General features: G+C 48.3%; 19 protein-coding genes and 1 riboswitch. Of the genes, 11 read left to right on the top strand and 8 right to left on the bottom strand.

Annotated features, from left to right (window positions below):
• Positions 1–132: 132 nt before the first annotated feature.
• From Q4A89_RS01470 to Q4A89_RS01440, 7 genes are all read right to left on the bottom strand, one after another.
• On the bottom strand, positions 133–1,596 hold the full coding sequence (locus Q4A89_RS01470; RefSeq protein WP_303183194.1) for an NAD(P)/FAD-dependent oxidoreductase: 1,464 nt from the start codon (positions 1,594–1,596) through the stop codon (positions 133–135).
• 35 nt (positions 1,597–1,631) lie between these two features.
• Positions 1,632–2,858, bottom strand: coding sequence for a beta-ketoacyl synthase (locus tag Q4A89_RS01465; protein ID WP_303183192.1), 1,227 nt, complete (start codon positions 2,856–2,858; stop codon positions 1,632–1,634).
• An 866-nt stretch (positions 2,859–3,724) separates the two neighbouring features.
• The gene (locus tag Q4A89_RS01460; protein WP_303183190.1) at positions 3,725–5,440 is read right to left on the bottom strand and encodes an SGNH/GDSL hydrolase family protein; all 1,716 of its coding nucleotides are present in this window, start codon (positions 5,438–5,440) and stop codon (positions 3,725–3,727) included.
• A 23-nt stretch (positions 5,441–5,463) separates the two neighbouring features.
• Positions 5,464–6,933, bottom strand: a complete 1,470-nt coding sequence (locus Q4A89_RS01455; RefSeq protein WP_303183188.1) for a hypothetical protein — start codon at positions 6,931–6,933, stop codon at positions 5,464–5,466.
• A 5-nt stretch (positions 6,934–6,938) separates the two neighbouring features.
• Positions 6,939–8,972 carry a M13 family metallopeptidase gene (locus Q4A89_RS01450; protein WP_303183186.1) on the bottom strand — a complete coding sequence of 678 codons (2,034 nt, stop codon included), beginning with the start codon at positions 8,970–8,972 and terminating at the stop codon, positions 6,939–6,941.
• Between the two features lie 40 nt (positions 8,973–9,012).
• Positions 9,013–9,780 carry an EFR1 family ferrodoxin gene (locus Q4A89_RS01445; RefSeq protein ID WP_303183184.1) on the bottom strand — a complete coding sequence of 256 codons (768 nt, stop codon included), beginning with the start codon at positions 9,778–9,780 and terminating at the stop codon, positions 9,013–9,015.
• A gap of 3 nt (positions 9,781–9,783) precedes the next feature.
• Positions 9,784–10,419, bottom strand: a complete 636-nt coding sequence (locus Q4A89_RS01440) for a DUF3256 family protein (protein WP_303183182.1) — start codon at positions 10,417–10,419, stop codon at positions 9,784–9,786.
• A gap of 86 nt (positions 10,420–10,505) precedes the next feature.
• A riboswitch (cobalamin riboswitch) is annotated at positions 10,506–10,702 on the top strand.
• A 42-nt stretch (positions 10,703–10,744) separates the two neighbouring features.
• Here Q4A89_RS01440 and Q4A89_RS01435 point away from each other — a divergent pair.
• Genes Q4A89_RS01435 through Q4A89_RS01425 form a run of 3 tightly spaced genes read left to right on the top strand, consistent with a single transcriptional unit; the run spans position 10,745 to position 13,934 of the window.
• On the top strand, positions 10,745–11,890 hold the full coding sequence (locus Q4A89_RS01435) for an ABC transporter substrate-binding protein (RefSeq protein WP_303183181.1): 1,146 nt from the start codon (positions 10,745–10,747) through the stop codon (positions 11,888–11,890).
• The gene (locus tag Q4A89_RS01430) at positions 11,887–12,924 is read left to right on the top strand and encodes an iron ABC transporter permease (RefSeq protein ID WP_303183179.1); all 1,038 of its coding nucleotides are present in this window, start codon (positions 11,887–11,889) and stop codon (positions 12,922–12,924) included. Before Q4A89_RS01435 ends, Q4A89_RS01430 begins: the two co-directional genes overlap by 4 nt.
• Positions 12,921–13,934, top strand: coding sequence for an ABC transporter ATP-binding protein (locus Q4A89_RS01425; protein ID WP_303183178.1), 1,014 nt, complete (start codon positions 12,921–12,923; stop codon positions 13,932–13,934). Before Q4A89_RS01430 ends, Q4A89_RS01425 begins: the two co-directional genes overlap by 4 nt.
• 99 nt (positions 13,935–14,033) lie before the next feature.
• Here the strand turns inward: Q4A89_RS01425 and Q4A89_RS01420 are convergent, their stop codons facing one another.
• Positions 14,034–15,299 carry a carboxypeptidase-like regulatory domain-containing protein gene (locus Q4A89_RS01420; protein ID WP_303183176.1) on the bottom strand — a complete coding sequence of 422 codons (1,266 nt, stop codon included), beginning with the start codon at positions 15,297–15,299 and terminating at the stop codon, positions 14,034–14,036.
• A gap of 642 nt (positions 15,300–15,941) precedes the next feature.
• Between Q4A89_RS01420 and Q4A89_RS01415 the strand changes: the two genes are divergently transcribed.
• The 8 genes from Q4A89_RS01415 (at position 15,942) to Q4A89_RS01380 (ending at position 24,317) form a co-directional block, all read left to right on the top strand.
• A complete protein-coding gene (locus tag Q4A89_RS01415; protein ID WP_303183237.1) occupies positions 15,942–16,763 on the top strand; it encodes an ion transporter in 822 nt (273 codons plus the stop codon).
• 176 nt (positions 16,764–16,939) lie between these two features.
• Positions 16,940–17,386 (top strand): DUF4870 domain-containing protein, encoded by a 447-nt coding sequence (locus Q4A89_RS01410; protein ID WP_303183174.1) that lies wholly within the window; start codon positions 16,940–16,942, stop codon positions 17,384–17,386.
• Between the two features lie 36 nt (positions 17,387–17,422).
• Positions 17,423–18,202, top strand: coding sequence for a dihydroorotate dehydrogenase electron transfer subunit (locus Q4A89_RS01405; RefSeq protein ID WP_303183173.1), 780 nt, complete (start codon positions 17,423–17,425; stop codon positions 18,200–18,202).
• Complete coding sequence (locus Q4A89_RS01400) at positions 18,190–19,104, top strand: dihydroorotate dehydrogenase (protein ID WP_303183172.1); 915 nt, start codon at positions 18,190–18,192, stop codon at positions 19,102–19,104. Before Q4A89_RS01405 ends, Q4A89_RS01400 begins: the two co-directional genes overlap by 13 nt.
• 12 nt (positions 19,105–19,116) lie before the next feature.
• Complete coding sequence (locus Q4A89_RS01395) at positions 19,117–21,378, top strand: leucine-rich repeat domain-containing protein (protein ID WP_303183170.1); 2,262 nt, start codon at positions 19,117–19,119, stop codon at positions 21,376–21,378.
• A 61-nt stretch (positions 21,379–21,439) separates the two neighbouring features.
• Positions 21,440–22,711 (top strand): S9 family peptidase, encoded by a 1,272-nt coding sequence (locus Q4A89_RS01390; protein WP_303183168.1) that lies wholly within the window; start codon positions 21,440–21,442, stop codon positions 22,709–22,711.
• A gap of 1 nt (position 22,712) precedes the next feature.
• Positions 22,713–23,417: an MgtC/SapB family protein gene (locus tag Q4A89_RS01385; protein ID WP_303183166.1), complete on the top strand. Its 705-nt coding sequence runs from the start codon at positions 22,713–22,715 to the stop codon at positions 23,415–23,417.
• Between the two features lie 396 nt (positions 23,418–23,813).
• Positions 23,814–24,317, top strand: a complete 504-nt coding sequence (locus tag Q4A89_RS01380; protein WP_303183164.1) for a hypothetical protein — start codon at positions 23,814–23,816, stop codon at positions 24,315–24,317.
• The last annotated feature ends 319 nt before the right edge of the window (positions 24,318–24,636 follow it).

Genomic DNA, 24,636 nt, shown 5'->3' with positions numbered 1-24,636 from the left:
GGGGGCGCTAAGGATGAGAGCGAGGGAGCATACTAAGGTATGTGACCGAGCTCACATTCCGCAAGCAACGAAGCAGTTCGCCCGTTATGACACACCGCATTCTTTATCGGAGAACTTCTCTTCTCCCCTACTCTATCGAAAGTCTTTCGTTACCGTTTTCATACCGACGATTTCGGCACAAGTAAAGAAAGATGTTACGGATACGCCGAGGATACCGTGCAGGCTCAGGTTCTGTCCTGTTAAAAACAGATTTGGGACCGGCGTCCGTGGCATCAGTACGGTACTGATCGGAGAAGTACAGTCTTTTCGGATACCGTACGCCGAACCGTCGACCGTATTCGTATAGCGGCGGTAGGACAAAGGCGTACTGGTATATATCTCTTCGACGGCATCACGCAGCCAGGGCAGCCGACGCGCAGCAAAAGTAAGGCACGCCTCGGCCTTCTCGCGCTTTATCGCGGCATAGCCCGCATCACGTGGCCCATCTTTCCAGCGCTCCACCTCAGCCCACGCCATGGGGGCAAGCAAATCGATATTCGGCGTATAGCCGTCACTGTTTTCCGGTATCTTATAACTGATAAACATGCCGGACGGTTCTTTGTCAAAGCGGTATCGCCAAAGGTCGGACGCCTCGTCGTGAAGGTAAATGTTGCGGTTGCAGTAGGGCACACTGCCGGGACGCAGCCGGATGTTGGCCGTAAATACCCCGGCCGTATTAGGCAGATGCGTGATACGTTTGCGGAAAGCTTTACGGATACACCGGCTCTCTTCGAGCATCGAATACGTATAGGACGGATGGGCGTTGGAGATGAAAAAGCGAGCGGTAAGCTGCTCGTCACCGTTCACCTCGACTGCCGTGATTCGGCCGTTCGTTTCAATCAATCGTGTTGCACCGGCCCGGGTACGCACGGTTCCTCCCATCACCTCGATCTGTTGTACCAGACGATCGGCAATCTGCGATCCTCCGCCACGCAGTCGCCACGCACTCTGAATATAGGAGTTATGAATCTGCGCAAACGTATAAAGCGGCAGCTTGTCGGCATCCAGCTCCATCTTGAGCGAAGTACCCGAAAGGACCTTTCGCAACAGCGGATCGTCGATCGTTTCATGCAGAAATTCATACGCCGACCGTCCGAACAGGGGAAGCACATACTCTCCATTCATCACGTCGGGATCAAACACATCGAGCAGATGCTCGCCCACCGTTTTCAGAAAAGCGGTATAAGTCTCCAACTGTTTGCGCTGATGCGGAAAGGATTCTGCCAGTGTATCGACGAAGCGTTCGTGTCCGTTGGCAAAAAAGTAAGACTGTTCTCCGATAACCACTTCGTCGAACAGATCGTCCATTCGCTGCCACGGCAAATCGAGCAGCCCGAAATAACGGAAGAAAGGATAGAGCGATTCGCCTTCGCCCAATCCTCCGATATAATGAAAACCCGTGTCGAACGTTACGCCTTTTCGCCGAAAAGTCTGTAAGCAGCCGCCAACCTGTGTATGTTGCTCCAGTACACATACATTCAGTCCGTGACGGGCTAATATAAAACCGCACTCCAGACCGCCCAGCCCTCCTCCGATAATAATTACGTCGTAATTCACTGTTGTATATGTTGACAGGTAGGTGATACGAACGGTCAGCCGTTCATGTTTCGGATGACAAGGGTCGAATTCGTTCCGCCAAAGCCGAACGAGTTCGACAGAAACATATCAAAATGTTTATCGATGCGTGTCGCGGGAATATTAAGTTTGGCCGAATCTTCGTCAGGATTTTCAAAATTGAGATTCGGCGCGATAAAATCATTCTTCATCATCAGCATCGAATAGATGACCTCGCTCGCTCCCGCCATCCACATCTCATGTCCGGTCATGGACTTGGTCGAAGTCACTTCGGGCTTCCGGTCGCCGAACACCGTGTCGATCGATTTCGCTTCATTCTTGTCGCCCACAATGGTTGAAGTCGCATGTGCATTCACATAGCCGATTTCGCGGATGTCTATGCCCGCTTGCCTGATCGCCATATGCAAAGAACGTACCGGTCCTTCTACGTTCGGCACCGAAATATGGTCGCCGTTCGACGAAAAGCCGTATCCGCACACTTCGGCGAGAATCGGTGCTCCCCGGCGTACGGCCGATTCATAGTCTTCGAGGATAACCGTTGCGGCGCCACCGCCGGGCACCAATCCGTCACGATCGCGATCGAACGGGCGGGAAGCTTTCGTCGGCTCACCTTCTCTGACCGAGAACGCACTGATTCCGTCGAAGCTGCTAACGGCAAACGGGTTGATCTCCTGAGCCCCCCCGCAAATCACACAGTTTTGCAGTCCGTCACGGATCAGCAACATGCCCAGACCTATCGCATGCGATCCGCTCGCGCAGGCGCCCGAAACCGTCAGATTCATCCCTCTCAACTTGAAGATGCAGGAGAGATTCATCGTGACGGTCGAGTTCATCGACTGGAAAATAGCCCCCGCACCGATCAAGGTCGTATCTTTCTTTTCACGCAAGATGTCCACGCTTCTGACCATAGCTTCGGAGGTGCTGTCGTTCCCATAAAGGATACCTACTTCGTGCCGTTCGATATAATCGGCATCGAGCCGTGCCTGCGCCATCGCTTCACATGTGGCGACGTAGGCATATTTCGCCTGCTCGGGCATATATCCGCGTTGGCTGCGGCTGAGTATCCCTTTCAATTCGGGGATTTCAAGATGCCCCGTTAACGCCGAACGAAATCCCATCTCCTTGCGGACAGGATCAAAGATAATTCCTGATTTTCCGTGATAAAGCGACTCCCGCACTTCGTCCAGATTCTTTCCGAGGCACGAATAAATGCCCATACCGGTAATAACTACTCTCCTATTCACGTTGTTCTTTTTCTAATGTTATCGTCTGTGCAAAACTCGGCAAACATAGATAAAAAAGCTGAGATTCCGATACACGAGCCCGTAAAAAAGCATCTCTTTACGAAGCATAACAGCCATTAAACTCCTTTTGGCAAAACCTATCGGTATTTCCACCTTACTTTTAACCCAAATTACGCGATACACAGTTCGGCGTTTATCATTATTTAATTGTTATGGGAAAGTGAAAAACGAAGAACGAAAAACGAGAAGTCCTCCGGGTATTCACTTTTCACTTTTCGTTTTTCACTTTACGATCATTCGCGTCATTTGCGTTATTTGCCTTCAGCGTTCAGTCCTTCGGATGTTTAGTTGTTTAGGTGTTTGTTGTTTAACATTCAACTCAACAAATAAACATTTCAACAACTCCCCCCCGAAGGGCATCCAAGGGCTGAAAGCCCGAATTATTTCAGCCCCATCCCGTAAGGGTGGGGTATCGATGTCCGCACCCTATTTAGAGGGCTGAAAGCCTGAATGAAATTCATTATGATTTGTTCTATTGCGGAATCCGGGGTTAACCCAAGCGATCGGCACTGTTTAGCCCTCCGATGCGTACAGTTAAGCCGGCCGATCACATTCAGTTACTTGTCCCACAATTGTGGGACAATTGGATCACAGTTGTGAGACAATTGTTTCACAGCTGTGATCCAATTGGAACACAACTATGGTTCTAATAACTCATAAGCATCGGCAAGCTTATCCATAACCACGCGAAGGCTTCATCATGGCCGTCGGAAGACTTAATCATACCGAGAGATTGGCTTTTCGCCCATTCTTAAAGAGGGTGTGCCCAAACATTGCGTTTTGACACACCCTCTCTTCACTCTATCTTATTCGGCTACTTTCGCGGCGATCCGTTCGTACCCTTTCGCATTGGGATGCAAACCGTCTCTGAAAAGTGTTTCATCGATTTTTCCGTCGGGCTTGAGAAAGTAACTGCCCACATCGCAATATTCATAGCCCAAGGGAAGCACAGCCCGTTCAATCTTTCGATTCAGTCCGGCCACGCGTTCCTCCATAGCCCGGCGCGGATACAGGGCGACGACTTTAATAGCCGCCTTGGGCTGACGCTCACGAATCGCGGCCAGCAGGAAAAGCAATCCTTCGACGATATCTTCGTCGCTATCGAAAGTCAAATTGTTGGTGCCGATATTCAGCACCACCTTCTCGGCTTCAAACCCGTCCAGCTCGCCATGGTACACCCGCCAGAGTACATTCTGCACATAATCCCAGCCGTAACCCATGTTACGGTATCCGGCCGGTACAAACTCTCTGTTCCAACTTTCTTTGCCGTCTTGAATCCTGTGCGCTCCTCCCCAATAGTGGGTGATGGAATTGCCCATGATGACACGTCGCGGAGCCTGTTCGGCATTCTGACGCAGGATATCCTGATGCCTTGCCTGCCAGTCGTACGTACCCGGTTCACGGCGTTGCGTCACCGGAATCATGGTGCTCTTCGTCCCTTTCGACATACGCAGCAGCCGACGCAAGAACGCTTCATGATGCCCGGCCAAAACAACCATGCCGTAATCGTTCGGGTGAATGCCTTCGGCCGTTGTCTCCGTTGTGCGGACACTTTCGTCGAACGTCATCAGATGAAGGTCTTTGATCTCGTTCTTGAGCTGGTCGTACGCCTTCCGTGCCGCTTCATTCGCTTCCGCCACCTGAGTGCGAGTCGACGCCTGCACTTCGTCCTGATTAAATCCGGTATGCTGCACGATCACAATCGGAGCGGCATGCCGCGCACGAATGGTACGCACCGCTTCGATGGTACGACGCGTCTTCTCTTCGACCGTAAACTTACCGAGATTCGGATAGCAATCCAGCAAATAGGCCGCTCCGTCTACTTCGTTGATATACTTAAGCACCTCAGGCTCCAGTTGTCCGTTTCCCGAAAAACCGAAATTCACGACCGGCCAGTCCAGCTTGCGCGCCAGGATATTCGTCCACGCATTGCCCGGTCGCGAGGCGCATGCGCCCTGTGCGATCGACGTACCGTAAACGACAATCGGTTTCTCCCGGCGTACGGGTTCGACCTTGAAGACTGCCCCTTCGGGGACTCCGATTTCCATCCACGTCACCGAATTATAAAGCGGCAGATAGAGCCGGTATTCGCGTTCCATCTTCGTATTCAAATCGGTATACGTATAGAGAATCGTATCTCCGAAGATGTATTTAACTCCGTTATCCATCCAGCGTCCTTGCTTGTCGATGGAATACAAATCCACGCCCGAAACACCGGTCGACGGCATGTGAGGCATGCTCAGCCCGCTACTCACCGTGTATCGAACGCGTATTTCGGAAGCATTCGTATAAAAATAGATTGCCAACCCGGCAGCGTTGCGCGATAATTTCCAAACCGGCTCGCGTACCTCGGCGCGGGCACGGTCGGGAAGGCGCGCATAGCTGTTCTTCATCTCATCGGCCCAGCCGCGTTGCTGAATGCAGGGTATTTCACTCTGTTGCGGATTAAACCACTTCATGGTCTGCGCCTGTAGACTCATAGAAATCAGGCACAGACCTAATATCGTATATATTTTATTCATACTTGCTTAAAAAATCGTTTCTTTTATGGTATTACTATTTTTCGTACCGTACCGTTACTCAACGACACGATATATATTCCCTGCGGCAACGCGAAGCAAGTCTCGCCTTCGCTCAGGCTTTGCTTCCGCAACAGCGTGCCGATGATCGTATAAATATACACTGTCACAGGACGACTTGCCGTCAGGCAAAGCTGTTCTCTCTGTGTCCGGAACGCCACTTCCGATTCGACGATGATATTGGCTACCGGCTCCGTCAACGACACCTCATACGTCATCGTCAGCTTGGGGTATGCGGGATTCGTGACGGTACACGTCAACGTTTTGCCCACATACGATTCGGCAAACGAAAAGAGTCCGTCTCGATTAGCCTCAGGAATCACGGGAGCGCCCCTGTCCATCCAAACAAACACGGATGCCGTTCCGTTCAGTTTATACTCGCTTCTCAGATCGATTTTGTCGGATGGCGCCGACAACGTCACTTTGGCTTGCGGTGCATAAGAACGCAAAAACGACGGCCGGGGTAACGTGGAAAAAGTAAAACGGTTTCTTTCGCACATGATTTCCAGCTTATTCGACGGATTAGGCGGCAGCTTTAACGTATGTGTCCCATTATTCATCAACGAAATAAACTCAATGTTCGGGCATTCCGACACATCCAACTCCGCGAGGTTGTTGGAATAGAAAGCCAACGTTTTCAATGCCGTGCACCCCGACACATTGAGAGACGTGATTTTGTTTTCGTAAGCGCGAATCAATTTTAACGATTTACAGCCGGACGCATTGAATATTGTCAAGTTATTCTCGTAACAAGTCAGGTTTTCTAATTTTGTCAGATTCGATACGTCGAGCGATGTGAGTTGATTCGTACGCAAAGCCACATCTCTCAGCTTCGGATTATGGGAAAGATCGATACTCTTCAGTTTACCGTTGGCCGCATAAAATTCTACGAGTTCCGCATTGTTCGAGAGATCGATTTGTTCGAACCGGTTTCCGCTCGAGCAGAGAAACGTAAGTTTTGGGTTATGCGTCACGTCCAGCTTCGTCAACTGATTATAACGACAACAGAAACTTGTCAGATTGACATTCGTAGAGATATCGATCGATTTAAATTCGTTATTGTAACAGTCGAGATAAGTCATCTTCGTATTGCCGGTGACATTCAAAGACTGCAACTGATTCCTTTCGCAGTGCATTACCAGCAAATCGGTAAAGCCACTGACATCTAAATCGCCTCCCAGTTTCTTCTCTTTCCAGTTTATACTCTCCACACGCCCGTTCGCATTCCATTTCAGTCCGGAAACGTTCTTCCAGTCTACTGCATCGAGTGAAGCAACGCCCAATTGTTCGTAATTCTTTTTCCCTTTTTCCGCCGAGTTCTGGCTGAAGAACGCTTTCAGCTTGGCTACTTCCTGCGCGTTATACGTCTGCGCTGTCAGGCGCAAGGCACCTGACAGACAAACGATACTTAAAAATAAGACTACGATTTGTTTCATTTACACTACCAAATCGTTACTCGTTTTTCTTTGGCGATATACATCGGACTGTCCTCCGTGATACCGAAGGCCTGATACCATGCATCGATATGCGGCAATTCACCGTCTACACGCCACTTACCCAAGGCATGAGGATCAGTCTTCGTGCGACGAAGAATCTCTTCGTCCCGGATATTCCCCGCCCAAACGCCTGCATACGCAAGGAAGAAACGCTGGTCAGGCGTAAAACCGAGTTTGTTTTCCAATGTTTTACCGGCTGTCGCATTTTTAAAGGCTTGGTACGAAATCTGCAAACCGCCGTAATCGGCCAGTGTTTCGCCTAATGTGAACTTCCCATTGGCATGCACACCGGGCGCCACCTCGATGTTATCGAAGAAATCGGACATCACTTTGGCACGTTCTTGGAACTTCTCCGCGTCCGATGCCGTCCACCAATCTTTGAGATTACCGTCCTTATCGAACTGACGTCCCTGATCATCGAAGCCGTGAGTCATTTCATGGCCGATCACGACCCCGATCGCCCCGTAGTTGAAGGCGTCATCGGCATTCATATCGAAGAACGGATACTGAAGAATCCCCGCCGGGAAACAAATCTCGTTCGTGGTGGGATTATAGTAGGCATTCACGGTCTGCGGTGTCATGTACCATTCGTCGCGATCGACAGGTTTCGTTGCTTTATCGAGCATCTCGCGCACGGCGAACTGCGCGGCACGTTCGATATTGGCAAGGTAAGAATCTTTTTTCACCTCGAGCGACGTATAATCTTTCCATTTGTCGGGATAACCGATCTTTACATAAAAAGCATTGAGTTTTTCGATCGCTTTGGCTTTCGTCGAATCGCCCATCCAGTCGAGATTACGAATACGTTCGGCGTAAGCATTCTGCAAGTTATGCACAAGATTGACCATACGCTCTTTGGCTTCGGGCGGAAAATATTTCGCCACATACATCTGTCCCACCGCTTCGCCCAGACAGTCGTTCACACTGGCTTGCGCACGTTTCCAACGCGGTTGCATCTCGGTCTTGCCCGAAAGCACCTTTCCGTAAAATTCAAAGTTCTGCGCATAAATCTCGTCACTCAAGTAAGACGCGGCATGATCGATCGCTTTCCATGAAAGATACGATTGGATCGCACTCAATGGTTCTTCGGCAATCAGCTTGTTCACTTCAACCATCGGCTCCTCCTGCGATACGGAGAGTTCCTTAATCTGCACATTCAGCGTAGCGAGGAATTTGGTCCAGTCAATGTTCGGAACCAGCTTCTGGAGGTCGTCGACCGTCATTTTATGATAATTCGCATACGGATTGCGCGTTTTCACCTTGTCGAAATGTGACTTGGCCAAACGTGTTTCGATACGCATCACATCTTCCATTTGGCGCTGTGCCTGTTCGCCCGAAATCCCGAACAATTCGAACATCTTGACGACATGATTTCTGAATTCGTTACGGATTTTCATCGTGCTTTCATCCTCTTCGAGGTAATAATCACGTTCTCCCAGCGAGAGCCCGCCTTGATACGTCGAAAAGATATTCTTCTTGCTATCCATTACATCCGCACCGACATACACACTGAAAAACGGCGACATACCCGACAGTTTCATCTCGGCCAGGAAAGTGGACAGTTCGGCTTTATCGCTGATGGCTGCGATCTTATCGAGCCACGGCTTCAACGGTGCTGTTCCGTCGGTATTGAGTTTGGCACTGTCCATAGCGATATGGTACAAGTCACCGATTTTTTGTGCTACCGTACCGTTTTCATGTTCTTTTCCGGCAATTTCTTCGATCAGACTTTTCAGTTGTTCGCGATTGTCTTCACCCAGTTTGTCGAACGAGCCAAAACGCGAATATTCACCCGTGAGGGGATGATTTTTCATCCACCCGCCACAAGCATACTGATAAAAATTAGCACCCGGACTGGCAGTCGTGTCCAGGTTTTCGAGACGGATACCGGCATCGTCTGTCAAAGTCGCCGTCTTCGGATTTGAATTACAAGCCATCATCAATGGGATTAATGCTACTGATAAATACTTTTTTTTCATATTCAATGTTTTTTCGGGCAAAGTTATACATTATTTATAGTCAACAGTACGTATATCGTCCTTTTTTTTGAGTGGTTTTGCCGTATTCGATGGCGCGAACAGGACAATGATGAATACATGCCAGACATTGCGTGCAATTCCTCCCCCAGCGCGGCTTTTTATCGACCAGTGTAATGTTGGCGGTGGGGCACTGCGAGACACAAAGGGAACATGCGATGCAATCGTCGGACACATGGAACGGTCGGCTGTTCAGTGCATATCTGCAAAACAACGGATAGATCACCTTCGATTTCAGGAAAGGCATCGAACCGGTAAGGTAACAATCTGCCGGCTCATCGTCGGCTATCGCCCGAATCAGGCCGGGAAGTTTTTCTTTCGCCCTCTTCTTTTTCTTTTCTTCCAATGCCTTATCATCTACGTCGAATCCGGGAAAAACAATGTAACTGTTCGGCATCTGCAACGAATAGATGTGACGGCTTTTCCATCCCCGCTCTGCAAGCAAGCGCTGAAACATCCGTCCTGTATATCCGCATTCGTCGCCACACGTAAAAATAGCGTAAATGAATGGTGCAGCATGAACATCAAAACGAACCCAGCGAATAAAATCTTTCACCAGCGGAGGCACACCCCACGAATGCACCGGAAAGACAAAGCCTACTCGCTCTCCTTCAGATAAAGAGAAAAACGACTGCTTCACCGTATCTTTCAGAAGATATTCCGACATCGGGATAAGCTGCTCGGAAAAAGCATCGGCTACCGAACGCGCTACCCACAAAGAATTTCCCGTACCTGAAAAATAAAAAACCATCGCCTATTCGAAGCGCCCCTTTGTCCACATCAAAACCTTCGGTTCTGTTTGAAAAAATTGTTTCGCTTTTTCACGCATCGCCTTGTCGAGATACTGCAAAGTCGTGTATTCAGCAGTCAATGTCTGTGTTTCTTCACTCAGTCGGTAAACGAATAAATCCATATCGAGTGCAGCCGTCACATCGAGAAAAGCGACTTCGGTTGTATCGATATCCGATCGTAGAAAATCACCGGCCGAAACGGGTGTGTACAAGTCGCCGGCAGGAAGTGGTTTCCAATCCGTCGTAAAAAAATCGATACGGCTGTCGGATACCGGAGCCGAAACGGTCGTAACCCTACAAAGGATATATGTATGATTAACCAGCGGGAGGCGTCTCAGTTCGACTGTGCTTCGCCCGCTCGTCTGTATTTTCAGATAATCGGGGGTAAGTTTCATCAATTGCGATGTGCCTTGCATCATGTTCTGCAGCTTGGCTTCTTTCCCTGCTTTGTAGAGATCCACCAGATCTTTCCGCCACGCATCTTCCAGCTCGACCATATATTCGTCCGGCATCTTCACAAACAGCTCGGCCATATCCTGCGCTCCGGCGCTGATTATTGCGCATGCGAAGAACAGCACACTCATTATCATTCGCTTCATCTTCATTCGTCTTTATTAATCGGGTCTCAAAGGTAGGCATTTTCGCAAAAGAAGACAATTTTTTTTGCCGTTGCTTTTGCTTGCACTATCTTTGCTTCCGCAAAGGTTTTTCGGTTCGTCATACACGAAGCGAAATGAAAAGGGAATCCCGTGAAAATCGGGAACTATCCCCGTAGCTGTAAGTTCTATTGATGGGAGCACAACCTCCGCCACTGGTCGAAAAACCGGGAAGGCGTGCTTACCGGAACAAGTCAGAAGACCTGCCTATTGCATACAGGACAGACCGCTTTCGGGTGAAGGAGCAAGAAATGATACATACATAGAAATGAAGAAAAAAATGATCGTCTGCATCATGCTGATGCTTTGGGCATCGTGTCAGCAGACAGGCAAGCGACAAGCCGATAAAAGTACGGGAGATACCGCCGATAAGGAGCGAACAGAGCAAATGCGCACCCATTATGCAGAGGGGTTTCGCATCACCTCTTCCGGCAAAATATGGCTCGTAGATATTCAAGACCCGCAAAAGGAAGAAGGAGCCTCCTATCATTATGCCCTCGTCCCCAAAGATGAGCAGGATATCTCTGCTCCGGACGGTTACGAAAGAATTCCCATCCCCATAACAAAGGTCGTTTGTATGACTTCGTTGCAACTATCGAATTTCATCAAGCTCGACAGGCAGCACCTTGTGGCGGGCATTACCAGTACACGCCATCTCTTCGACCCGAAGATGAACGAACAGCTGAAAACAGGCCAAACACGGAAAATTGGCATCGAAGGGAATTTCGATACCGAAATCATTATCGGGATGGATCCGGAAATTATCCTGATCTCTCCGTTTAAACGCGGAGGATATGAAGCCTTGAAAGAAACAGGAGTTCCCCTGATTCCTCATCTGGGCTACAAAGAACTGACCCCGCTCGGACAAGCCGAATGGATCAGATTGATCGGATTGCTGACCGGTTGTGAAGAAGAAGCGAATGAACGTTTCGACGAGATTGAACGAAAATACAATGAATTGAAGGCGCTGACCGCCGATGTCGAAGAGCGTCCTGTCGTGTTCAGCGGCGAAATGCGGGGAGGCAATTGGTATGCCGTCGGTGGAAAAAGTTTTCTCGCACAGCAGTTCCGCGATGCCGGAGCCAATTACTTTCTGAAAGACGATACGCATTCCGGAGGACTTACGCTCGACTTCGAAGCCGTCTACAGTCAAGCCGAGAGTGCTCAATACTGGCGTATCGTGAACAGTTTCGACGGGGAGTTTTCATACGACGCCTTGCGTAAAGAAGACAATCGCTACACCGATTTCAAAGCCTTCCGCGACAAAGGGATTATTTACTGCAACCTGCGTAAACAACCGTTTTACGAAAGCGCTCCTTCGCAACCGGAAGTCATACTGGCCGACTTGATCCGGGTGTTCCACCCCGATTTGCTGCCCGATTACGAACCGGTATATTACAAATTATTGAAATGAAGCGATACACGGTTCTTGTACTGATCTTCATCACGGTATCGATCGTCTTCTTTTTCTTCCTCAACCTCGTACTGGGATCTGTACACATCCCCTTACGAGCGGTTTGGAACATTGTCTGCGGATCGGCAGAAGAACCCGTCGTATGGCAAAATATTGTCTGGAAGTCGCGGATTCCTCAGTCACTTACGGCGTTGGTGGCCGGTGCAGGATTATCCGTAAGCGGCCTGCAGATGCAAACCGTGTTCCGCAACCCTTTGGCCGGCCCTTCCGTGCTGGGCATCAGTTCAGGAGCCAGCCTCGGCGTAGCTTCGGTAATCCTGCTTTCGGGCAGCCTCGGCGGCGTAGCCTTGAGCAAACTGGGATACATCGGAGAGATTGCCCTCACAATCGCGGCTACGGCAGGTGCGCTGTCGGTAATGACGCTGATCGTATTTGTCTCGCAGAAGGTCCGAGGAAGCGTAACTTTGCTGATTATCGGAGTGATGATCGGTTACGTCGCGAATGCGATTATCGGCGTATTCAAATACTTCAGTGTCGAGGAAGACATTCGCGCATATGTTATTTGGGGATTGGGTAGTTTCGCGCGTGTATCGGGCAACCAGATGACGCTCCTCATCTGCATCATGGCCGTATTGCTGCCACTGTCGTTCTTGCTGATTAAAACCCTTAATCTGCTGCTTCTCGGCGACGGCTATGCGAAGAATCTGGGTTTGAATATCAAGCGGGCAAGGTTGTATGTCATCTCCTGTTCGGGAATCCTTACAGCCATTGTGACGGCTTATTGTGGCCCCGTGATTTTTCTCGGGCTCGCTGTACCCCATCTGTGCCGAGGCTTGCTGCGCACCTCCGATCATCGCGTATTGATGCCCGCAGCCGTACTTACCGGCTCTTCACTAGCTCTGCTGTGCAACTTGATCGCACGTATGCCCGGCTTCGAAGGTGCGTTGCCGGTCAACTCCATCACGGCGCTTATCGGTGCCCCGATCGTCGTGTATGTCCTTTTCAGCAAACGTAAAAACGAAATGAGCGAATGAAACAAACGACGATAAATATTCGGGATCTGAGCATCGGATATCCCGACAAGCACGGCACGAAGCGTGTGGCATCCCATATTCACGCGCAAATCAACAGCGGCGAATTGACATGTCTATTAGGAACAAACGGTGTCGGAAAATCAACCTTGTTGCGTACCCTCTCCGCTTTTCAGGCTCCGCTCAGCGGCGAAATTGAAATCCTCGGCCGACCGCTTTCGCAGTACGACGACAAAAGATTAGCTACGATCATCGGCGTCGTCCTGACGGAAAAATGTGATATCCGAAACATGACGGCAGAAGAATTGATTGGCCTCGGACGCAGCCCGTACACCGGTTTCTGGGGAACGCTGAGGCAAAAAGATAAGGAGGCCGTGCAGGAAGCCATCGAACTGGTGAATATCAGGGCGCTTGCCCAACGTATGGTGCATACGCTAAGTGACGGAGAACGCCAAAAGGTGATGATCGCAAAAGCGCTGGCACAGGAAACACCCGTCATCTTCCTCGACGAGCCGACGGCTTTCCTCGATTTTCCGAGCAAAGTCGAGATTATGCAATTGCTTCACAACTTGACGCAGACGCTTGACAAAACCGTTTTCATGTCGACCCACGATCTGGAGCTCGCTTTACAGATTGCCGATAAAATATGGCTGATGGACAAAGTGAACGGCATTGTTACCGGAACCCCCGAAGATCTTTCGCTCGAAGGAAAACTAAGCAACTTCTTTTCGCGCAAAGGCATTACGTATGACACAGAGACCGGCTTCTTTCGTATCGACAATGTATTCCGCGCACAAATTCGCATCGAGGGGCATGGTAACCGTTACGCGATGGTACGCAAAGCATTACAGCGCAACGGCATCCTCGCACACCGGCATATCGATAGCGACATCTATATCCAAACAGACGGAGAATCACCCGGAGGATTTGTACTCCATCATCCGAACGGAGAGATGACAGAGGCTCAAACGATTGAAGCACTGCTGGAAGCTACCAACTTGATTTTTCAATAAGCGATAAACGGCCAACGTAAAAAAAGCAGGTGATTTCAATCGGAAAAGATTATGCTCACCTGCTATGTCAGAAACACAAACGATACAACAACGCAGACATCATTTATACTGCTTCTTTAGCTTGTTAACGGCATTCTCCAGCGATTCGGTAGGCTCGATAATATTGTAACCTTCCCAAAAATCTTCATCATAAAAGTTTCCGACTTTATCCGACAAAGAATGGCCGGACTTAAAGGATTCTTTGTATGAAATTCGGGAAAAATCATCTTCTTTCCGTTCGGTAACGACCATTTCGGAAAAAACGGTATAAGAAGTCGAAAACAAGCGCCGTTTCCAGTCGCATTTGAAGCGCACTTCGTTACGCACATAATTCAGATAGCTACGTCCCTCATGACGTTTGTAGGCCACAAGAAAAGTCATTCGTTCCGGCTTAAAACGCAAGCCGAAAGGCTTTTTGCGCAACATGGCCTGAGTCGCTTTCGAACGGTCGTCCATGCTGAGGTTAAACTCGGCACGAGTGATCGTCATCGTTTCCTTATCGATATATAAAGAGCCATAGTAAAGGGCATAAGGCAACAACAAACGCGGCTGGAAGTTCACTTGATGGTGAGGCCTGTTGTCTATCATGGCCTGCTCTCCGAAACGGAACGAGTAATTTTCCATTTCCGTCTTGTCGAGTAGCAACTCTTTATTCTTGATCAAATCGATATAAAGCGACAGATTAGGTCCTCCCTCCAGCTTGACAACCAACGTATCGCCCGCTTTCTGGCTAAGCAGCTTCCGTCCTTTAAAGACCTGTACCCGATCATGTTCGAAGCCACGTGTATAAGGCGTTTTGAAGATATGAACGACAGCTTCCGAAATGTTAATATATCGCTTCCGTTTCTGTATCACTTCGCGATAAAAGCCGGTCAACAGATTTTCTTTTGCCGGATAGTTTGTTGCGATTTTCTCTATCGCTTCCTCCACAATTCCACGCGCATCACCCCCCATCACGGTTATTTCAGCCAAGACATTGGCATTCGGAAGTAAAAACACTTCGGCATTTTCTATATCCTTGTTACCAACAGGATAAAGCAAATTGGCATATCCGATATGCGAAAATTCCAGATTTTTCGCCTGCAACGAATCTTTCACTTTAATCGAAAAATAGCCATCGGCATTGGTGACTGTGCCGACAGTCGTTTGTGGAATCGACACGTTGACGGACACCAGTTTTTTATTCGTTTGCTTATCCTTAACGACTCCATTCACCGTAATAAAATCACTCCCTGCCTCCTGTGCGAACAAGGAAAATCCGGTAGCTACGAAGAATGCGCTCCATAAAATAATTCGAATCAACGCGTTTGTTTTCATAATTCCCATATTGAATGATGCTCCTAAGATAGAAAAATCCGGAAAACAAATACATCTTCGGTCTGTTAATTTTATCTAACTAACACCTAAAACGAAAAACTCCCGATAAAAAAGAATATCCATATCCCTTAAAAGTAATTGATTATTAAGACTATTAAAAAAACGCCACCTCTTCATGCTGATTTTATCTGATGAAACACACCTATCACGAGAATCACTGGGTTGTCAGTTGTCCGAGAAGAAGAAAAAGTCTTCATTCAAGGCTAATCTGTGATGTGAAAAAGTTTTACCCGACGGCAATAACGCCAAATGAAATTTTCATATCTTTGCGTTCGCAGGAAGAATCCTGTAACAGGCTTTATTGAAGAGCAAACAGTGAATAATAACGAGACAGACCGGAATGACATAGAGGTAAATGCTTTCTATTTCCTCTGGGCTATTACGATCATAAAGAAATTAAAAAGTCGAATATTGAACACAGACGAGAGGCCTCGACTTGAGGAAAGACTCACGGCTAATATGATTGATCGAGATATAAAAGTTGCTTTGCGGCAATCGGTACCGGAAAAAAGTATGACATAAACGATACAGATAATGAAACAGAAAAAGCAAAACAAAAAAAGTTCGTTACCCAAGAAGCCCTTATCGGCAATGACTCGGAAAGAGCGCATCTATGAAATTATATTCGAGGCAGATACGCGCGAAGGCAAACTTTTCGATGTAACGTTACTCATCTTTATTCTGGTCAGTATTCTGTTGATCATCGTCGACAGTTTACACTTGTTTACGGACACGTTTAACCAGATATTGCATGTGCTGGAGTGGATCATCACATTGTTTTTCACGGTAGAGTACGTGCTTCGAATTTATTGTTCGCCGAAGCCCAAGAAGTATATATTCAGTTTCTACGGCATTGTCGATCTAATATCGACGCTGCCGCTTTATATGACCTTCTTTTTTCATACGGCCGCTTATCTGGTCATTGCACGCTCGTTCCGTCTGATACGCGTGTTCCGAATCTTCCGGCTTTTCGGATTTATCTCCGAAGGGAATGTTCTGCTTCATTCACTCAAGGAGAGTCGTCGCAAAATCTTCGTTTTCTTCCTCTTTGTCTTGATTCTGACCATCTCGCTCGGTACGCTGATGTATATGATCGAAGGAGCGAATCACACGCCGGGGTTCGATAACATCTTGAATAGTATTTATTGGACGATCGTGACGCTCACCACCGTCGGCTATGGTGATATTACCCCGATGACGGGGGCCGGACGTTTCCTCTCCGCATTGGTCATGCTGTTGGGCTACACGATTATTGCCGTACCGACGGGCATCGTATCGGCAACGATGATGCAAAAATCCGGCACCCGAAGTAAAAAATGTCCGCATTGCGAAAAAAATAACGACCTCGACGCTTCGTACTGCAAGTATTGCGGGCAACCGGTCAATGTGAAAACAGAAGAGTCAACCTCCTGATATTCATATATGGGATGGTTTGTACCGGTGCGCTTCCGCTTGTTGTCCGGCCGTTCACTTTTGACGGCTGAGTCTGTCGTATTTTGCGGAAATGCTTATCTTTGTCCCTTCAAAAAAACAAACAAAAGATTATCACGAAGTAAAACGAATATAAGACACTCAAAAAAACAATACGGATGGACACATACGGAAAACTGGAACAGTTAAAAAAATTGCTGGATCAAGGTGCCATTACGCACGAAGAATATGAACGTGAAAAGGCAAAACTCCTAACCCCACCTGTTTCTTCGCCGGGACAGCCAGCATGGGATTTGGGAATAGACGAACGGACATTCGTAGGACTGATGCATGCCTCGCAGTTTCTGTCGAGCTTCATTGTGCCGCTGATTGTTTGGTTACTGTATAAAGATAAAAGTGCTAAAGTAGACGAAGCCGGCAAGGAAATTCTCAATTTCGAAATCAGCTATACATTATATATTATTGTGTTATGTATAACGATTGTAGGCCTTGTCATCGTTCCGGTCGTGGGCATTGCGATTTTTGTGATGATCATTATCGCCATCATCAAGGCGTTGAATGGTGAATCATGGAAATATCCGTTGACTATCCGCTTCCTCAAATAAACCGTACACCGGCACTTGTGGAGTAAAATGGAGAGGATGAAGAAATATTTGTTGGATATGACGGTGACATCGAACGAGCCGTTACACCATGATTATTGTTTATTGAAATTGACGACCGAGCAGCCATTACCCGAAATGGTTCCCGGACAATTCGTAGAGGTGCGTGTCGACGACTCGCCGTCAACTTTTCTGCGCCGTCCGATTTCGGTCAACTATGTCGATCGAATACAAAACGAGCTGTGGCTACTGATACGCCTGATCGGTGAAGGTACGCGACGCATGGCACGGTATAAAGCAGGCGAAACGGTGAATGTGTTGTTGCCTTTGGGCAACGGCTTTTCAATTCCACAGAAACCGTCGTCGCCTGAGCTGTTGCTCGTCGGCGGCGGAGTTGGGACAGCACCGATGCTCTATTTGGGTGAGTCGTTGAAGAAGGTTGGATTTACTCCGGTATTCCTCTTGGGTGCCTGTTCGGGAAGTGACATCCTGCAACGTGAAGCTTTCGAGAAGCACGGATCGGTATACGTTACGACCGAAGACGGATCGATGGGAGAAAAAGGATTGGTAACCCAACATTCCATATTGAAAGAGAAAACATTCGGACAAATTTATACTTGTGGCCCCAAGCCGATGATGATGGCTGTGGCGAAATATGCGAAGACAGTCGGAACACCTTGCGAAGTATCGCTCGAAAATATGATGGCATGCGGTTTCGGCGTATGTCTCTGTTGTGTCGAGCGCACCACCGAAGGCAATGTATGCGCCTGCACCGAAGGTCCGGTATTTAATATCAATCAATTGACATGGCAGATTTGACAATAACCATAGGAGGTTTGACATTGAAAAACCCGGTAATGACAGCATCGGGAACGTTCGGTTACGGGATCGAATACGCCGATTTGTTCGATATCGCCCGGCTCGGCGGGATCGTTGTGAAAGGTACGACGATGGAGCTGCGCGAAGGAAATCCCTATCCGCGTATGGCTGAGACACCGTCGGGGATGCTCAATGCCGTTGGATTGCAAAACAAAGGCGCCGATTATTTTGCACGTGAGATTTATCCGCGACTCAGCGAGGTTGATACGAATATGATTGTCAACGTCAGCGGCTCGTCTATCGAAACGTATGTCGAGTGTGCCGAAAAAATGGCTGCACTGGAGCGAATTCCTGCCATCGAACTGAATATCTCGTGCCCCAATGTGAAGCAAGGAGGCATGTCGTTCGGGGTTTGTGCGTCGTCGGCTGTCGAAGTGGTGCGTTCCGTGCGCAAGGTTTACCCTAAGACACTGATTGTGAAACTCTCGCCCAACGTGACCGATATTACCGAGATCGCCCGCGCGGCGGAGGCCGAAGGAGCAGATGCCGTGTCGCTGATCAACACGTTGCTCGGCATGGCGATTGATGTGGAGCGTCGTCGTCCCTTGCTCTCGACCGTCACGGGAGGATTGTCCGGTCCGTGCGTCAAACCTGTCGCTCTTCGGATGGTATGGCAGACGGCTTCGGCAGTCCGGATTCCGGTGATCGGTATGGGGGGAATCGCTTCATGGCAGGACGCGGTCGAGTTTATGCTTGCCGGTGCAACAGCCATTCAGATCGGAACCTATAATTTCATTGACCCGACCATTTCGGAGAGTGTTATCGAAGGAATCGAAGCTTATTGCGACCGTCACGGGTTCGCGTCAGCTGCCGAGCTCGTCGGTGCACTGACCGTAGATTAAGACATTATTGAAATGAGAAAAAATATCATTCTATTTTTTGCGACCACGTCGTTATACGCCGGTGCGCAACAGATTACCATTCCCGATACAGCCTTCAAAGCATATTTGCTGGAGCACTTCGATACGAACAACGACGGTGAAATATCGGTCGAAGAGGCACGCACCGTACGGAAAATTAAATGTACGGATAAACCGCTCACTTCGTTGCAGGGAATCGAATATTTCACAGCCTTGGAAGAACTCGACTGTTCGTATGCGAACTACTTCCAACGTGGCGGCCTTACTTCGCTCGATGTCAGCCGCAATCAGGCGCTGAAAAAGCTGCATTGCAACAATAACCGGCTCGATTCGCTCGACGTCAGTCAGAACGTGGAACTGACCGAACTGCATTGCCGGAATAATATGTTACGATCGCTCGATGTCAGCCATCATAAAGTATTGGAGGAGCTGCTCTGCGACAATAACCGCTTGACACAGTTGCGACTTGAGGATTGTCCTGCCCTCGCTCTACTGCACTGCGGCATGAACCGTTTAGAATCACTGGACATAAGTTCGTGCCCGTCGCTGCGATGGCTGAACTGTGCGGAGAACCGGCTGACGTCGCTCGATGTGACACAGAACACTAATCTGGAGCATCTTTTCTGTAACAACAACCGGCTGAAGACTTTGGTGCTGGAAAACAATATCCATTTATCGCAACTCTATTGCGGCCACAACAAACTGGATTCGCTCATTGTCTCTCATAATACGGCGCTGACCGATCTCGATTGCGGCAGCAACCGTCTGACGAAACTTGACGTTTCACAGAATACAGCCCTGACCGATCTGGAATGCAGCATCAACCGGCTGACAGCGATAGACGTGTCGCACAATCCGGCATTGAAGAATTTGTATTGCAACGCAATGCCATCGCTCACATCGGTCTATCTGATCAAAGGCACGGAATATCAAAACCTGAGTTATCTGACGGCTTCAGTCACGACGTATCGCGTAGATACGCAGACAACGATTACGGAGATCGAAACATATATCGCCACAACGGAAAAGACGAAGGAAGAAGAGACGACGAAAGTAGCCGAAACGGCTGTAAAAAGCGAAGAAGAAGCATCCAAGGAGAGCCCGCTTACCGCGCGTGAAAGGTATTACGATGAGGCTCGCCGACAGGCCGAGCTCCGAAAATTGGAAGAAGAAAAGCGCATCGCGGAAGAGCAACGCCGCACCGCCATACGGACATACAGTGGAAACATTACCGTGCCCGATGCCGTATTGGCAGCTTTCCTGTTCGGACGGTACGATACAAACGGCGACGGTGAATTGTCGGGAGCAGAAGCGCGCGCCGTCAAAACGATGGATTGCTCGCGATTGGGACTGACATCCGTCGAAGGACTTGAATATTTCTCATCGCTCGAAGAACTGAAATGTAGCGATAACCGTATCACAGTGTTAGACATGAGCTATTTCCCGGCCTTGAAATCGTTGGATTGCTCCCGCAATAAACTTCACCGGCTGGATGTACGTAACAACCCGATGCTGAACGATCTGGAATGTTCCGACAACAACCTCATCACACTCGACATAAGCCATAATCCGGCGTTGAAGAGTTTGCACTGCAACAGTATCCGGCTTATCAAGCTGGATATTGCTAAGAATCCGGCTCTCCGTGTGTTGAGCTGCCATAACAACCATCTGACGGCACTTGATATTACGAAAAATCAACAGCTCGATACCCTGAACTGTGGAAAAAACAAATTGAAGATGCTCGTCGTATCGCAGAATAGCGGCTTAAACTATCTGGATTGCAGTGCGAACCAACTGACGGTGATTGATGTGGTACGCAATCAGGCACTAACCGGTTTGGTATGCAGTGAGAACCAGCTCACCTCGGTCGATGTAAGTCGTAATTCCGCACTCCGGATTCTCGATTGCGGACGCAACTCGCTGGATCGTATCGATGTTTCGCATAACGGCGCACTGATCGAATTGGCCTGCAACGGAAATGCGATCAGCGAGTTGAACCTTGCGAAAAATCCCGCATTAGAGTCGCTCAATTGTTCACATAACCGATTGACCGATTTGGATGTCAGCAAGAATCCGATGCTCAAGCGACTGAAATGCATGGGCAATGGGTTAAAAGTAATCGATGTCCGTCAAAACCTAAAGCTCAAGTTTCTGGAATCGGCCCCGATGCCTGCGTTAGAAACGCTTTACTGTCCTCGCGAGGTGGTCTATTCAAAACTGGCTTACCCGATTAAGGCGCAGGTAAATTACCGGTAAATTTGCCAATATGGCGGAAATGCCTAATTTTACCCTCCGTAACACGAAAAAAACGGAGGACATGAAAAAAGAGAGGCTAATAAAATATCTGCTGGGATGGTTTATCGCATCGCTGTATCTGTTTACAGCCTGCGACGAAAATCATCCTTCACTCGTCGACCGGCCGGATAACCCTCTCAAACCGGAGGAGGTTTCAGGGGTAAAATGGAAGCTCTTAAAGGAATTCACGTTTGCCGAACTGAAAACTGCGGAAAAAGGGCTGGGACTTTCGGCGTTTAGCCTGATCGGTAATACGCCCGTTTTTGATGGAGACATTCAGTTGCGTGCATTCAAGGTCATGTATTCCTCAGCAAATCCGAACGGTTCCGACGAAAAAATCACCCTGTCCGGCGTGTTGTTGGTACCGCCGGCCATCGACTCGGCTACACTCCATCGACAGATCCTTGCGCCTCCTTACACGTATGTACTGGACAAACAGGCCCCTACCCGACAATTGACAGACTACGATGCTTCCACTCTGGAAGCTTACCTGATTTTCTGGATGTGGCAAGCCTCGAAAGGCTATGTGGTGATGATTCCCGACTATCCGGGATTTGGCGATTCGTACGGGAAATGTTTTATTCCCTACATAGAAAAAAAATCGATGGTGCGTACGACGATCGATTTCGTACGAGCCTCACAGAAAGTGTTGCAGGAGAATCATTACGCCAAAAAGAAAAATATGCTTGTCACCGGCTATTCGCTGGGCGGTTTCGTCGCAACACAAGTAGCACGGGAACTGGAAACGAATCTGATAGACGGCCTTACGGTCGATCTGCTGCTGGCCGGGGGTACGCCTTGTCTGCTGAAAGATATCTCCGACGAGGTAAGGACTTCGGAAACGATGCCGGAACCGTATCTGTTACCTCTTGCTATTTACGGGTATAAAAAGAACGGTTATCACAATTTGGATGTGAGACGCCTGCTAAGAGAACCATACGCGTCGAGGCTGGCCGTTTACTTCGACGGACAGAGTCATACATATAAGGAGTTCCCCGACAAAACGCACGACTTGTTTACGGATGCGTTTATACACAACACGAATCAGGCGAATGAGCAGATTGATGCGATACTCGAAGCGAACAGCCTGAAACCTTGGACTAACCGGTGCGAGTTCGTGCTGATTCACGGAAAAGACGACCGGACGGTTCATTTCGAAAACGCGCAGGCATATGCGGCGAAGCATCGTGCTTCCGGAGGTAAAGTGACGTTCATCGATGTGCCCGGCGATCATCCCCGTGCGGGAATCTCTTATTTTATTTATTTGATGTCGTATCTTCCCAAATACAAATAAAATGATGGAATGGTTAAATGAAGTAATGAGCAGTACGAAGATCGATATATGGACTACCATACTGCGATTGATAATCAGTTTTATGTTAGGTGCGATTGTGGGCACGGAGCGTCAGATGCGTCGTCGCGAAGCCGGTTTGCGCACGTTCACCCTCATCTGCCTCGGTTCTACCATGGCGATGCTGATCTCGATCTGGATTCCGCAGATTTATCCGAATTTTCTGAACGGCGATCCGGGACGTATTGCCGCACAGGTATTGACCGGCATCGGTTTTCTGGGTGCTGGAGCGATTATTCAGAGCCGCGGTAGCGTGTACGGACTGACCACGGCAGCCTGTATCTGGGTGGTCGCCGTCATCGGGCTGGCCGTCGGAGCAGGTATGTTCACGGCAGCTATTATCGTGACGTTGCTTACCGTAACCGTCCTGATATCGCTGGAACGCTTCGAAAAACGGATTTTGCTTGACGGAGTGAATAAGATTCTGGTCATTACCTGTTCGACGGCAGAGCCCAACTTAAAGTTGATGCGCAAGATATTAGAAGAGCAAAACGTCTACGTCATGAGTAATTCTTATGAATTGAATTATGAGACTGACACGTCTGTACTTACGTATAAAGTCAATGTCAAACCGCGTTCGTCTTATACCAGCCTGTTCACGGCTATTCGTAAGAGCGATTACATAACACAAATTAAGATTTTAGCCTGACAAACGGAGCTTTCTTTTTATCCGCATATCATTTGAAAACAATATATTAATAAATATATTCACAATGATTCCCATATAAATCGGTCGTTTGAGGAGCAAGAATGGCTCAGGATGCCGATAGAATAAGAAAAGTCACTGCTTGCAAAGAATTTCAAGCCTGACTTTCAGGCGTCAAGTAATGTTAAATCGATTTCCGCTCAGAAATTTTGCATTATCTTTGCACCCGAATTGAGGTAAAAGACCGGCCTTAGCGAAGGCGGTCTTTTTTTCTCACTCCTGAAAATCAGGGGGTCGAAAAATATGGAAGAAATAAGCGTTTCTTGGGGTCTGAACAGACAAGCGGAGCGAGTATTCTCGATATGTTTTTCGATGTTTTTTTCACTATAAATATAAAGTATGAAGATTGGAACTTGTGTACTCTCCGTCGCGGTGATTGGGTTATTCTTATCGGCCGGGACGGATAAAGCAGGGATGACCGAAGGATATCGTTTGGGAGACCTTGCTCCGAGGATAGAGTCTTTGGAAAACAGTAGAGATATTGATTTCCGAAATCGTTCCGAAGGCTACACGTTAGTAAATTTCTGGGCAGCTTACGATGCTGACTCCCGTGTTCGCAACATAGCGCTTTGGAACAAAGTGAAAGATTGGGATTCGACACGCATTACAGTGTATTCCGTTTCGATGGACGAAAGATTCTCCGTATTTACGGAGACTTTGAAAACAGATGGACTGGAAGCGGCGAATCAGTGGTACGATGGAAAGGGAAAATCGTCGTCGCTGTACAAAGCGTACGGTTTGAAGAAAGGACTGAGGAACTTTCTGATAGACGATAAAGGAGTCATTGTGGGCGTAGACCTGACTCCCGAAGCAGTATCCCGAATCGTACACAAAGGTGTGTAACTACATTTATATTTTAATCGCATTAAAATGAGGCTGTCTCAAAAACGCGGACAGTCTCATTTTTTATGCTTATTTCTTTACTTTCCGATTATTTTTCAATCTCTTAGACACAAAATTTACAAACCATGGATAAACCTGTTTTAAACGTTACAGGGATACGGTAACGCGGCAGAAAGCTCCGTTTCATGCCGTTGTTGTACAACAACAGGGTCAAAACTGCTGTTTAAGGGTCATTGTTGTACAACAACGCGTAAAAACATGCTGTTTAGTCACTCCTTAAAAAGCCCAATTTTCTTCGCCTTGTAAAACTTGGAAATTC

Source organism: Tannerella sp., assembly GCF_030528505.1.
In the GTDB taxonomy this organism is placed as follows: Bacteria; Bacteroidota; Bacteroidia; order Bacteroidales; family Tannerellaceae; genus Tannerella.
The sequence above is the reverse complement of the archived record's forward strand: the minus strand, read 5'-3'. Positions and strand labels throughout refer to the sequence as shown.

What these genes read in the sequence shown, in the direction of transcription:
- Q4A89_RS01390 (WP_303183168.1), top strand. Translation starts at nt 21,440, where the DNA reads ATGAAAAAAGAGAGGCTAATAAAATATCTGCTGGGATGGTTTATCGCA.
- Q4A89_RS01435 (WP_303183181.1), top strand. Translation starts at nt 10,745, where the DNA reads ATGAAGAAAAAAATGATCGTCTGCATCATGCTGATGCTTTGGGCATCG.
- Q4A89_RS01410 (WP_303183174.1), top strand. Translation starts at nt 16,940, where the DNA reads ATGGACACATACGGAAAACTGGAACAGTTAAAAAAATTGCTGGATCAA.
- Q4A89_RS01460 (WP_303183190.1), bottom strand. Translation starts at nt 5,440, where the DNA reads ATGAATAAAATATATACGATATTAGGTCTGTGCCTGATTTCTATGAGT.
- Q4A89_RS01440 (WP_303183182.1), bottom strand. Translation starts at nt 10,419, where the DNA reads ATGAAGCGAATGATAATGAGTGTGCTGTTCTTCGCATGCGCAATAATC.
- Q4A89_RS01385 (WP_303183166.1), top strand. Translation starts at nt 22,713, where the DNA reads ATGATGGAATGGTTAAATGAAGTAATGAGCAGTACGAAGATCGATATA.
- Q4A89_RS01400 (WP_303183172.1), top strand. Translation starts at nt 18,190, where the DNA reads ATGGCAGATTTGACAATAACCATAGGAGGTTTGACATTGAAAAACCCG.
- Q4A89_RS01445 (WP_303183184.1), bottom strand. Translation starts at nt 9,780, where the DNA reads ATGGTTTTTTATTTTTCAGGTACGGGAAATTCTTTGTGGGTAGCGCGT.
- Q4A89_RS01380 (WP_303183164.1), top strand. Translation starts at nt 23,814, where the DNA reads ATGAAGATTGGAACTTGTGTACTCTCCGTCGCGGTGATTGGGTTATTC.
- Q4A89_RS01450 (WP_303183186.1), bottom strand. Translation starts at nt 8,972, where the DNA reads ATGAAAAAAAAGTATTTATCAGTAGCATTAATCCCATTGATGATGGCT.
- Q4A89_RS01430 (WP_303183179.1), top strand. Translation starts at nt 11,887, where the DNA reads ATGAAGCGATACACGGTTCTTGTACTGATCTTCATCACGGTATCGATC.
- Q4A89_RS01425 (WP_303183178.1), top strand. Translation starts at nt 12,921, where the DNA reads ATGAAACAAACGACGATAAATATTCGGGATCTGAGCATCGGATATCCC.
- Q4A89_RS01405 (WP_303183173.1), top strand. Translation starts at nt 17,423, where the DNA reads ATGAAGAAATATTTGTTGGATATGACGGTGACATCGAACGAGCCGTTA.
- Q4A89_RS01395 (WP_303183170.1), top strand. Translation starts at nt 19,117, where the DNA reads ATGAGAAAAAATATCATTCTATTTTTTGCGACCACGTCGTTATACGCC.
- Q4A89_RS01420 (WP_303183176.1), bottom strand. Translation starts at nt 15,299, where the DNA reads ATGGGAATTATGAAAACAAACGCGTTGATTCGAATTATTTTATGGAGC.
- Q4A89_RS01455 (WP_303183188.1), bottom strand. Translation starts at nt 6,933, where the DNA reads ATGAAACAAATCGTAGTCTTATTTTTAAGTATCGTTTGTCTGTCAGGT.
- Q4A89_RS01415 (WP_303183237.1), top strand. Translation starts at nt 15,942, where the DNA reads ATGACTCGGAAAGAGCGCATCTATGAAATTATATTCGAGGCAGATACG.